At 69.5% G+C, this 10,356-nt stretch carries 6 protein-coding genes; 2 read left to right on the forward strand and 4 right to left on the reverse strand.

Features of this window, described 5'->3' with window-relative positions; translation table 11 throughout:
• The coding region (locus G6018_RS00125) for an NRDE family protein (protein ID WP_182638414.1) at nt 1–642 on the forward strand (642 nt) is incomplete at its 5' end.
• 69 nt (nt 643–711) lie between these two features.
• On the opposite strand, the gene G6018_RS00130 is transcribed toward G6018_RS00125, so the two are convergent.
• Both G6018_RS00130 and G6018_RS00135 read right to left on the reverse strand, forming a co-directional pair.
• A complete protein-coding gene (locus G6018_RS00130) occupies nt 712–1,782 on the reverse strand; it encodes a 2-oxoacid:ferredoxin oxidoreductase subunit beta (RefSeq protein ID WP_182615896.1) in 1,071 nt (356 codons plus the stop codon).
• A gap of 24 nt (nt 1,783–1,806) precedes the next feature.
• The gene (locus tag G6018_RS00135) at nt 1,807–3,807 is read right to left on the reverse strand and encodes a 2-oxoacid:acceptor oxidoreductase subunit alpha (RefSeq protein ID WP_182638415.1); all 2,001 of its coding nucleotides are present in this window, start codon (nt 3,805–3,807) and stop codon (nt 1,807–1,809) included.
• A gap of 627 nt (nt 3,808–4,434) precedes the next feature.
• On the opposite strand from G6018_RS00135, the gene topA reads away from it, so the two are divergent.
• Complete coding sequence (topA, locus tag G6018_RS00140; protein WP_182638416.1) at nt 4,435–7,425, forward strand: type I DNA topoisomerase; 2,991 nt, start codon at nt 4,435–4,437, stop codon at nt 7,423–7,425.
• A 135-nt stretch (nt 7,426–7,560) separates the two neighbouring features.
• Here the strand turns inward: topA and G6018_RS00145 are convergent, their stop codons facing one another.
• Both G6018_RS00145 and G6018_RS00150 read right to left on the reverse strand, forming a co-directional pair.
• Nucleotides 7,561–9,144 carry an adenylate/guanylate cyclase domain-containing protein gene (locus G6018_RS00145; protein ID WP_182609908.1) on the reverse strand — a complete coding sequence of 528 codons (1,584 nt, stop codon included), beginning with the start codon at nt 9,142–9,144 and terminating at the stop codon, nt 7,561–7,563.
• 78 nt (nt 9,145–9,222) lie between these two features.
• On the reverse strand, nt 9,223–10,356 hold a 1,134-nt coding region (locus G6018_RS00150), incomplete at its 5' end, for an ISL3 family transposase (RefSeq protein WP_182638417.1).

Genomic DNA, 10,356 nt, shown 5'->3' on the forward strand with positions numbered 1-10,356 from the left:
GGCCGCGACGTCACGGCCGGCGGGACGTGGCTCTCGCTGGCGTCCGGGGCGGGGTTGGCGGCGGTCACCAACGTCCGGGAGGGCGGCCCCGAGCGCCCGGCGGCAGCATCCCGGGGTGAGCTTCCGGTCGACGCGCTCACCGGACCGGTCCCCGTGACCGGGTTCGCCCAGCACGTCGTCGACGATCTGGGCAGGTACGGGCCGGTCAACCTCCTGGCCGGCGACCTCGACGAGATGTGGTGGGCCTCCAACCGGTCCGGTCGGGGGCCCATGCGGTTGGGCACCGGGGTCCACGGCCTGTCCAACGCGGCACCCGACACCCCGTGGCCCAAGGTCGTCGGCGCGGTCGCGCAGGTGCGAACCCTCCTGGGCACCGAGGCGATCTCCGGTCAGGACTGGTCGGGCCCCCTGCTCGACCTGCTCGCCGATCGCCGCAAAGCGCCGATCCGGCACCTGCCGCGGACGGGGGTCCCGCTCTGGCACGAGTGGCGCCTGTCGTCGCGGTTCGTCCGGATCGGCCGGTGGTACGGGACCCGGTCGACGACGGCGGTGCGGATCGACGAGCACGGTACCGCCGACGTGGTCGAGCGCACCTGGGATGCCCGGGGACGCGTCGCGGGGACGGTCACCGCCCGGCTCTGAGTGCAGATCCGCGCGGTGACCGCCCCCGGGGCGGTCTCGCCGGTGTGGCCGTCCGGCCAGCGTGTCCGACTATCCGACGGTCCAGGTGTTGCTGCCGTCGAGCAGGGACTGCAGGTCCGCCGGTGCGGTCTCCTTGGCGGCGGCGACCTGGGCGCGGGCCTGGTCGTCGTAGGTCTCGCGGTGCACCTGCCGGATGATGCCGGTGACGGTGTACTCGAGGTCCTGGCTGGACAGGTTCGCCAGCGCGTGCGCGTAGGAGGGGTCCTCGGCGTGGGCGTCGTGGACGATGATGTCGGCCTCGTCGACCTCGGCGGTCGCCGCGACCTTCAGCGAGAAACCGGAGCGGACCACGCAGTGCTGACCGTCGTCGCCGAAGATGATCTTCTCGCCGTGGCGGACTGCGATGAGGTGGTCGCCCGCGTCCTCCTTGCGCAGCAGGTCGAACGAGCCGTCGTTGAAGATCGGGCAGTCCTGCAGGATCTCCACGAAGCTGGTGCCGCGGTGGCGGGCGGCGGCCTCGAGGACCTCGGTCAGACCCTTGCGATCCGAGTCCAGGGCGCGGGCCACGAAGCTCGCCTGGGCGCCGAGCACCAGCGACAGCGGGTTGAACGGGTGGTCCAGTGACCCCATGGGGCTGGACTTGGTGACCTTGCCCGGCTCCGAGGTGGGCGAGTACTGGCCCTTGGTCAGCCCGTAGATCCGGTTGTTGAACATCAGGATGTTGAGGTTGACGTTGCGGCGCAGGGTGTGGATGAGGTGGTTGCCGCCGATCGACATGGCGTCGCCGTCACCGGTGACCACCCACACCGACTGGTCCGGGCGGGCGGTGGCCAGCCCGGTGGCGATCGCCGGGGCGCGCCCGTGGATCGAGTGCATCCCGTAGGTCTCGAGGTAGTACGGGAAGCGGCTCGAGCAGCCGATTCCGGAGATGAACGTGATGTTCTCGCGCTTGAGACCGAGCTTGGGCAGCAGGGCGCGGATGGTGGCCAGGATGACGTAGTCGCCACAGCCGGGGCACCAACGCACCTCCTGGTCGGAGGTGTAGTCCTTGGGCTTCTGCGGCGCATCGCTCTTGGGTACGGAGGCCAACGCGTCCAGGGGCAGCGGGCTGCCCACGAGTCCGGGTTCGGTGGTGGTCATGGAAATCCTCTCCTCGCTCGCGGGTCAGCGGGTTCGGTTGGCGGTGGTGGTGCCGGTGGCGGTGTGGCCGATCCGCCGGTTGCGCGCAGCGGGCTCGCCGGTCGTGGTGATGACCCCGTCGAGCGCCAGGCGGTACTTGTCGTGCTCGGTGTGGGTGAGTCGCCCGGCGAACTCCGCCTCGATGGCGGTCTGCAGCTCCTCGGCCGAGAACGCCATGCCGTGCACCTTGGTGATCGGCTGGATCTGAGCCGGGAAACGGGCCTTGAGCAGCATGGCGAGCTGTCCCAGGTTCATCTCCGGAACGAGCACCCGGTGGTACTTGGCGAGCACCTCGCCGATGTTGTCCGGGAGCGGGTTGAGGTGGCGGACATGCGCGCGGGCCACGCGGTGGCCGTTGGCGCGGGCGCGGCGGACCGCCTCCCCGATGGGGCCGTAGGACGATCCCCAGCCCACCACCAGGACGTCGGCCTCGCCGGACGGGTCGTCGACCTCGAGGTCGGGCACGTCGATGAGCGCGATCCGCAGGGCCCGGGTCCGGGTCATGAGGTCGTGGTTCTCCGCGGTGTACGAGATGTTGCCGGTGCCGTTGGCCTTCTCCAGCCCGCCGATGCGGTGCTCGAGACCGGGCTCACCCGGGACCGCCCAGTCGCGGGCCAGCGTCTCGGGGTCACGGGCGTAGGGGAGGTAGTCCCCGGCGGCCTCGGTCTCTCCGTCGGCGCCGGTCGCGGGCGCGGTGGCGAGGTGCTTGTCGATCGCCGGCAGGTCGGCCACGTCCGGCAGGAGCCACGGCTCGGAGCCGTTGGCGATCGCGCCGTCGGACAGCACGATGACGGGGGTGCGGTAGGTGACCGCGATCCGCGCCGCCTCACGGGCGATCTCGAAGCAGTCCGAGGGCGACTGCGGGGCGATCACCGCGACGGGCGACTCTCCGTTGCGCCCGAACAGCGCCTGCAGAAGGTCCGACTGCTCGGTCTTGGTGGGCAGCCCGGTCGAGGGGCCGCCGCGCTGGACGTCGATGATCACCAGCGGCAGCTCGGTCATGACGGCCAGGCCGATGGCCTCGGACTTGAGAGCGAGGCCGGGACCGGAGGTCGAGGTGACGCCCAGCGCCCCGCCGTAGGAGGCGCCGAGGGCGGCGCCGATGCCGGCGATCTCGTCCTCCGCCTGGAAGGTGGTCACGTCGAACTGCTTGAGCTTGCTCAACTCGTGCAGGATGTCCGAGGCGGGCGTGATGGGGTAGGTGCCCAGGAACACGGGCATGTCCGCCGACCTGCCCGCGGTGACCAGGCCGTAGGCCATCGCCGTGTTGCCGGTGATCTGGCGGTAGCGACCCTTCGGCAGCTGGGCCGGCATGATCTCGTACTCCGAGGCGAAGGCCTCGGTGGTCTCGCCGTAGTTCCAGCCCGCGTGCAGGGCCAGGACGTTGGCCTCGAGGATGGCGGGCTTCTTGCCGAACTTGCTGCCCAGGAACTTCTCGATCGAGTCGACCGTGCGCCCGTACATCCAGGTCAGCAAGCCCAGCGCGAACATGTTCTTGCAGCGCTCGGCGTCCTTCTTGCCGATGTCCACGGACTCGACGGCGCCGATGGTCAGCGTGCCCATGGCCACCTCGTGCACCTGGAACGCCTCGAAGGCCGGGGAGCCGAGGGGGTTGGACTCGTACCCCACCTTGGTGAGGTTGCGCTTGGTGAACTCGTCCGAGTTGACGATGAGGATGCCGCCGGAGGGCAGGTCGTCGATGTTGGCCTTGAGCGCGGCCGGGTTCATCGCCACCAGCACGTCGGGGCGGTCCCCGGCGGTGAGGATGTCGTAGTCCGCGATCTGGATCTGGAAGCTCGACACCCCGTGGATCGTGCCCTGGGGGGCCCGGATCTCGGCCGGGTAGTTGGGCTGGGTCGCCAGGTCGTTCCCGAAGGCCGCGGCCTCCGAGGTGAACTGGTCACCGGCGAGCTGCATGCCGTCACCCGAGTCGCCCGCGATGCGGATGACCACCTTGTCCAGCTTGGTCTTGGACACATTGCCCACCGCTGCTGACCTCCGTTGCGTCTGAGATGATCGGGGCTGGTCGTGACTCCCGTACGGCCACCGACGGTACGCCGGTTCCGGCGCGACCCGTGGCCGCGGCGGAATTGGAAAACGGTAACACGTTCCAGTTAGGCGTAGTGCCCCCTCGTCATCACCATAGACCGGTCTGTCTATCCGTGCCAATCGGCGGGAGTGCGCGCGGCCCCCGGGCGAGGTGTCCGGGGGCGTGCGAGCCCGATGACCTCGATGACCGGAGACGCCGGCGACGGCGACGGCCACGGCGACGACCACGACCACGACGACGACGACCACGACGACGACGAGGCGGCCCGGTGCGAACGGAGACATATATATAGGGATGCGTCCGCGCACCGATCCCCACCGGGTCGCCGATCTCTCACCGTCACCAGGGCACCTCGGCCCACCTCCGCATGGGGGAGGAGAGGGCGGAGCACCGGCGCCCGTCCACGGCCTCGGGGGTGGAACCGCGGCGGAACGCGACTCTCGGGGAGCGCCCCTGGCCTGGTATGAATTCTCATAGACAGGCCCCGGCACGCGTACCGTATCCGGGACCGGAGTTCGGCGACACACGTCGCCGATGGATCAGCGCAGGTTGGGAGCAGTTCAGTGGCGAGCAAGCAGACAGCATCGGGCGGAAAGCGGAGCCTGGTGATCGTCGAGTCCGCCACCAAGGCCCGCAAGATCCAGCCCTACCTGGGGTCCGACTACGTGGTCGAGGCGTCGGTCGGCCACATCCGTGACCTGCCCAAGGGCGCCGCCGACATCCCGGCCAAGTACAAGAAGGAGCCGTGGGCGCGGCTCGGCGTGAACCCGGAGGACAACTTCGAGCCGATCTACGTGGTGAGCGCGGACAAGAAGAAGAAGGTCGCCGAGCTCAAGAAGGAACTGGCCGGCGTGGACCAGCTCCTCCTGGCCACCGACCCCGACCGCGAGGGTGAGGCGATCGCCTGGCACCTGCTCGAGGTGCTCAAGCCCAAGGTCCCGGTCAAGCGCATGGTGTTCCACGAGATCACCAAGCCCGCGATCCTCGCCGCCGCCGAGAACACCCGCGAGCTGGACACCGACCTGGTCGACGCCCAGGAGACCCGCCGGATCCTCGACCGTCTCTACGGATACGAGGTCTCCCCGGTCCTGTGGAAGAAGGTCATGCCGCGGCTCTCCGCGGGCCGCGTGCAGTCCGTGGCCACCCGCGTGATCGTCGAGCGCGAGCGGGAGCGCATGGCGTTCGTCGCCGCCGACTACTGGGACATCACCGCGACCCTGACGACGCAGCAGGCCACCGGCGGGGACGCGGGGGAGCCGCGCAGCTTCACGGCCCGTCTCGCCGCGGTGGACGGTGCCCGGGTCGCCCAGGGCCGCGACTTCGGCCAGAACGGCCGCCTCAAGACCACGGGCGCGGCCAAGGACGCGGTGGTGCTCGAGGAGGCCGCGGCCCGTGCGTTGTCGGACGCCCTCGACGGTGCCGACTTCGTGGTCGACTCCGTGGAGTCCAAGCCGTACACCCGGCGCCCCTACGCGCCGTTCATGACCTCGACGTTGCAACAGGAGGCCGGCCGCAAGCTGCGCTACACCTCCGAACGCACCATGCGCATCGCCCAGCGGTTGTACGAGAACGGCTACATCACCTACATGCGTACCGACTCCACGACGCTGTCCGAGGGCGGCATGTCGGCCGCGCGTGCGCAGGCCACGGAGTTGTACGGCAGCGAGTACGTCTCGCCCACCCCGCGTCAGTACACCCGCAAGGTCAAGAACTCCCAGGAGGCGCACGAGGCCATCCGCCCGGCCGGGGAGTCCTTCGCGACGCCCGGTCAGCTGCACAGCGCGCTGGATGCCGAGGAGTACCGCCTGTACGAGCTCATCTGGCAGCGCACGGTCGCCTCCCAGATGGCCGACGCCAAGGGCACGTCGGTGAGCATCCGGATCACGGGCGCCGCGGGCGAGAACCCGTCCGGGTACAGCCGGGCCACCTTCGCGGCCTCGGGCCGCACCATCACGTTCCCCGGCTTCCTCAAGGCGTACGTCGAGGCCGCCGAGGAGTCCACCGAGTCGTCCGACAAGCCCATGGCGGACGACGCCGAGCGGCGGTTGCCCCGGCTCAGCGAGGGGCAGGCGCTCACGGGTTCGGATCTGTCCGCCGACGGCCACACCACCAGCCCGCCGGCCCGCTACAACGAGGCGAGCCTGGTCAAGGTCATGGAGGAGATGGGCATCGGCCGCCCCTCCACCTACGCCAGCATCATCCGCACCATCCAGGACCGTGGGTACGTGTACTCGCGGGGCAACGCCCTCGTACCCAGCTGGGTGGCGTTCGCCGTGATCGGTCTGCTCGAGCAGAACTTCGGTCGACTGGTGGACTACGACTTCACCTCGCTCATGGAGGACGAGCTCGACGAGATCGCCGAGGGGCGCGAGAACCGCGACGACTGGCTGCGTCGCTTCTATTTCGGTGACCCCGACGGCGCCGGGTCGGCCGGGGACGGGGATCACGCGGTCGGGCTCAAGAACCTCATCGACGTGAACCTCGAGGCCATCGACGCCCGCAGCATCAACTCCATCCGGGTCTTCGACGACTCCGAGGGACGACCGGTCCACGTCCGTGTCGGGCGCTACGGTCCGTACCTCGAGCGCATGGTCGCGGGGGAGGGCGGCGAGCAGGAGTCGCAGCGCGCCAACCTGCCGGAGGGGATGAGCCCCGACGAGCTCACGCTCGAGGTGGCCGAGAAACTCTTCGCCACCCCGCAGGACGGGCGTCCGCTGGGCGTGGATCCCGAGACCGGTCACGAGATCGTGGTCAAGGACGGCCGATTCGGCCCCTACGTCACCGAGAAGCTGCCCGAGCCCACCGACGCGGAGAAGGCGCAGTGGGCCAGGAAGGTGCTCGCCGACGCCGAGGCGGAGAAGAAGCGTATCGACGCCGAGCGCGACGCCGCGATGGCGGCCGCGAAGGATGACGAGGCCAAGGCGGAGGCCAAGAAGGCCGCGACCAAGGCCAAGTCCGCCGTGACCCGCAAGGCCAAGAAGGAGTCCGACAACCCCACCGGCCCCAAGCCGCGGACAGGGTCGCTCATGCAGTCGATGGAGCCGGCCACGGTCACGCTCGAGCAGGCACTCAAGCTGCTGTCGCTGCCGCGGGTGCTGGGCGTCGACCCCACGAGTGGTGAGGAGATCACCGCGCAACTCGGCCGATACGGTCCCTACCTGCGGAAGGGCACCGATTCGCGGACCCTGGACACCGAGGACGCCGTCTTCACCATCACGCTCGAAGAGGCTCTGAAGATCTACTCCGAGCCCAAGCGTCGGGGCCGGCAGGCCGCCGCACCCAAGGCGCTGCGCGAGATGGGGGTCGACGAGGTCTCCGGCAAGCAGATGCTGGTCAAGGACGGGCGGTTCGGGCCGTATGTGACCGACGGGGAGTCGAACGCGTCGCTGCGCAAGGGCGACACCGTGGAGACACTCACCGACGCGCGCGCCTCGGAACTGCTGTCCGAGCGGCGCGCCAAGTCCCCGCCGAAGAAGGCCGCGGCGAAGAAGGCCCCGGCCCGGAAGTCTCCGGCCAAGAAGTCGCCGGCCAAGAAGGCCACCGCGGGGCGCTGACCCGACCGCGGACACCCTCCCCGCGGTTGGCGGACACCTCCTCCGCGCTGGCGGACAGGATCGGTGCTCACGGGCCCTCAGGACGCGCAATTCGTCCGCCAACGGCGCGGAGGCGTCCGCCAACCGAGGTGCTGATCAGGTGTCGGCGGTGTCCAGACCCTCGACGGTGGGGCGCAGTGCCACGTTCCCGGCCTGCCACCGGTCCGCGAGGGTCGGCCGGAGCGGCCGGGCCAGCTGCGTCATGATGCCGCGCCCACGCAGTTCGACGCTGCGTCCCAGCACCCACCTCGCCGCCTCGGGAGCGTCGGCGTTGCGGATCGCGGCGGCCGACGCCAGGACGTGGCCCTGTTCGGACTTGGCCAGGGTGGTCAGGCGTGCGGCCTCGTTGACCGGATCACCGATCACGGTGTACTCGAAGCGCTTGGCGTGTCCGATGTGCCCGGCGATCACGGTGCCGTAGGAGACCCCGATGCCCGCCGAGAGCGGGGAGAGCCCGGCGAGCTGGCTCTGGAGGGCGCGGGCGGCCCGGAGCGCCCGACCGGCCTCGTTCTCGACCTCGATGGGCGCACCGAACACCGCGAGCAGGGCGTCGCCCTGAAACTTGTTGATGTACCCGCCGTTGGTGTCGACGGACTCGACGGCGATCCGGAAGAAGTCGTTGAGCACGGAGACCACCTCGGCCGGCTCGTGGGCCGCAGCGAACTCCGTCGAACCGGTGAGGTCGACGAACAGCACCGCGACCTGGCGTTCCTGCCCGCCCAGTTCGGTGCCCCGCTCGAGCGCGTTGCGTGCGACGTCCTCGCCCACGTAGCGACCGAAGAGGTCCTGGATCGCCTCGCGTTCCTGCAGGCCGGTCACCATCTCGTTGAAGCCCTGGCCCAGTCGGCCGATCTCGGAGCTGTCGTAGATGGTGACGCGGGCCTCGAGGTCGCCCTTCTTGACCCGACCGACGCCCGCCTGCATCTCGCGGACGGGGTCGGCGATGGAGTCCGAGACCAGGCCCATGCCGATCGCGCCGGCGATCACGGCGACGCTGGCCATCACCGCGAGCGCCACGAGGATGTGCCCGGGGTCGTCACCGAACAGCCCGACCCACTGCCCGGTGAGGATCAGCAGGATCCCGGCGACGGGGATGACCGTGGTGAGCGCCCAGCCCAGGAAGATCCGTCGACGGACCCCCGGGACGTGCCGGTTGGCCGGCACGCCCTGGGCGAGGGCGCGGACGGTGATCGGCCGCATGATCCGCTCGGCCTGGAGGTACGAGATCAGGCAGGTGGTGGTCCCGCCGAGGATGCTCGTCACGCCCACCACCAGGGCGAGGCGGGGGGAGTGGGCCACGTTGGCGACGACAAAGACGATGGTGCCGATCAGCCACATGGCCCCGGAGATGAGCGCCTGGTGGAAGGGCAGCCGCAGGGCCCGGTTGCGGATCGCCCCGCCGAACTCCTCACCTGACCGGTCGACCCGGAGTACCGGGAGCAGGAGCAGGGTCGACGCGATGACCCCGCCGATGAACGCCAGCACAAGGTAGCCGATGAACAGGTACTGGTTGAGGAACCGGAACTGGTCCAGGTCGAGGAAGCGGTCCATCGGGAGGACGAAGCGCAGGAACGCGAAGACGAAGACCGCGCCGATGATGTTGGCCTGCACCATCGTGAGGGCATAGACGGGCCAGGGGGTGGCCCACAGCCACCGGAACAGCCTGACCCAACGCTCCATTGGGTCAAGGGTAGTTCCCGGGGCTCGTCACGGGAACGCAGGTGTGACGTAGTGCGGCGATATGGGGCGCTTCCGGATTTAGAGTGCGTTGATCTGGTTCTGGAGCTGTCCGGAGTGGATGAGTGATCGCAAGATGTAGTGCTTGAGGTTCCGGAAGCCGAGGGCGATTCCGCGGAGGTGCTCGAGGCGTCCGTTGATGGCCTCGACGGGCCCGTTGGAAGCGCCCACGTCGAAGTAGGCCAGGATCTCTCGGTGCCGCTTCCACAGGGACCGGCCGAGCTGCGCCAACTCGGTGAGGTGCTTCGGCACGCCAGTCCGGATGGACTTGAGGAGCTTGTACATCGCGATCTTTCCGTCCCTTCGCCGCGGCTGCTCGTAGGCGTTGATCAGCCCCTGGTAGACGCGGTAGGTGACCTCCACCGCGACGTGGGCGTCGTGGGCGACGAACGCCTTGAACAGGCGAGCTTTCTGCTTGTCGGTGAGCAGCTCAGCGCGGGTGCGCAGGATGCGGCGGATCCCGTACAGGGGGTCGCCGGTGCGGCCCCGATGTCCGGTGGTGGTCTGCTGTATTCGTTGTCGGCACACGGTGAGCTTGTCGGCGGCCAGATGGACGACGTGGAACGGGTCCATCACCGTCCGTGCCTCGGGGACGGCTTTGGCGGCGGCGGTGTGGTATCCGGCGAACCCGTCCATCGTCACCACCTTGACGCGGTCTCGAAACATTTGGTCACGGGCATCGAGCCACTCGGTGAGCACCTTCGCTGAACGGCCCGGGACCATGTCCAGCAGCCGAGACGGGCCGGCGCCGTCCACGACCGGTGTGAGGTCGACCAGCACGGTGACGAACGAAGAGGAACCGTCGCCGCGCACGTGCTTCCACTTGTGCTCATCGACCCCTAGAACGCGCACCCCGTCGAAGTGTCCGGGCTGGTCGTAGACCATCGTGCGGATCTCGGAGACCGCCAGGTCGTTGACCAAATCCCAGCCAAGCCCGAGGGCCTTGGCCACCGCGGACACGCTGGTGCGGTCGACCGCCAGGCGCTGCAGAATCCAGCGGGTGCAACGGCGGGTGGTCTTGGCCCGCGGCTCGGCCAACGCCGGCATGCGTTGCTGGAAGATCCGCGTGACGCACTCGGTGTTGCCGCAGGTGAAGCGCGGTACCCGCACGTGCAGTCTGGTGGGATGGCCGACGATCGGCAGATCGGTCACCCG

The sequence above is a fragment of the Dietzia sp. DQ11-44 genome (assembly GCF_014145205.1).
In the GTDB taxonomy this organism is placed as follows: domain Bacteria; phylum Actinomycetota; class Actinomycetes; order Mycobacteriales; family Mycobacteriaceae; genus Dietzia; species Dietzia natronolimnaea.

Coding starts and splice junctions, on each gene's coding strand:
- G6018_RS00130 (WP_182615896.1), bottom strand. CDS start 1,782: ATGACCACCACCGAACCCGGACTCGTGGGCAGCCCGCTGCCCCTGGAC.
- G6018_RS00145 (WP_182609908.1), bottom strand. CDS start 9,144: ATGGAGCGTTGGGTCAGGCTGTTCCGGTGGCTGTGGGCCACCCCCTGG.